2 pseudogenes are annotated in these 1,538 nt (G+C 42.0%); both read left to right on the top strand.

Annotation, left to right across the window (positions count from 1 at the left end):
• A pseudogene (locus CIK04_RS27310) lies at positions 1-735 on the top strand (hypothetical protein); the annotation flags it as partial.
• A gap of 209 nt (positions 736-944) precedes the next feature.
• Positions 945-1,526: pseudogene (locus CIK04_RS27305) on the top strand (hemerythrin family protein); the annotation flags it as partial.
• Positions 1,527-1,538 lie beyond the last annotated feature (12 nt).

Genomic DNA, 1,538 nt, shown 5'->3' with positions numbered 1-1,538 from the left:
TGTGACGGTTGTAAAGAGTGGGAACAACAGATTGGTTTGTGCTGCCGTATTTCGTGAGCGAGTTTTCGGGCGAAGAGGGAAGACTAAGGCCTAATCCGCCCATTTCTCAAGATGCGGTATATCAATCTTCGCAAGCAGAGAAACACATCGATTTTGCCTTTCGATATAGCAAAATGTTTGGAGATTGGGATATTGGAGTCAGCTATTTTAAAGGCACCAATCGTGATCCCTACTATCGCTTGAGCGGGGGGAGATAAAACCGTACTACGCACAAATGTCTCAAGTTGGCATTGATATCCAAGGTATTATCGGCGATTGGCTGTGGAAGCTTGAGAACATTTACCGAGACAGTGACGATCACCACATCGGTGTTGTGAGCTGGTTTTGAATACACATGGGTAGGCGTGTTGGACTCCGTCGTTGATATCGGCTTTATTGCAGAATACTTGTATGACAGCCGAGGAAACAATGCTCAGACGATAGGACAAATGATGTTTTGCCGGGTTGCGTTTTGCCTTCAATGATGAAGATGGCACCGAAGTCTTAATGGGGATGACTCAAGATCTTGATAATAGTGATGTTTACAACGCTAAGCTCGAAGCGAGCAGCCGAATTAACAATCAGCTCAAGTGGCGTATCGATGCATGGCTGTTTGAAAATGAAACCGCGAATGACCTGCTATACTTTGGTCGTAAAGATGACTTTATTGAACTTGGCCTAGATTATTATTTCTAAAGATAACTATCTGATTTTATTAATTAGATTCTTCTTATCTATTGAGGTGGTCTATTGATTTGAGTTTTGTGATATCGGTTCAAATTAGATCTACCTCATTTTTTCAACATTCTATAAGCTCTTTCGTCTGTAATTCACTATAAAATCCCTCAAAAATGAGTGGATTTAGAGTGTTCGGTTAGAACGGACACATTTTAAAGGGCTGTCAATTGAACTCATTCAAATGGGATAAAAACTTTGAAACCGGCATCGCAGATGTTGATGAGCAACATCAGTATTTGGTGGGGGTTTATCAACCGTTACGGTGAGTTGATTTCAGAAAATAACGATAATCAATACAAGACATTGCAAATGGCGTTGTTTGAGCTGTCTCGCTTACGCTGAGTTTCACTTCAAAGAGAAGAGAACTTGATGCGTACGCGGCGTCTATCACGAGCATTTGCATACCATATCAAAATTCATCGTGCTTTCATGTCTGACATCATGGGTATGCAGAGCTTTATCTCGGAAGAAAACAAAAAATCGGCAGAGCAATTACTGCATTTTCTGATTCATTGGTTGGCCTATCATATTTTGGGTATTGACCAAAATATGGCAAGACAAGTGGAAGCGATAAATCAGGGCTTACTCCGCAACAAGCCTATGAACAAGAAGAGCGAAAAAGTGATTCTTCGACCCAACCACTACTTGACGCGTTGAACGCGTTATTTAATCAAGTCTCGGAGCGTAATCGAGAGTTGTTGTCGCTCAATCAGCACCTTGAGGAGAAAGTGGAGGAGCGCACACGGCAAGCTGGTTGAAGC

Source organism: Vibrio sp. 03_296 (assembly GCF_002265885.1).
Note: the sequence above shows the minus strand (reverse complement) of the source record. Positions and strands in the feature narration are given on the sequence as shown.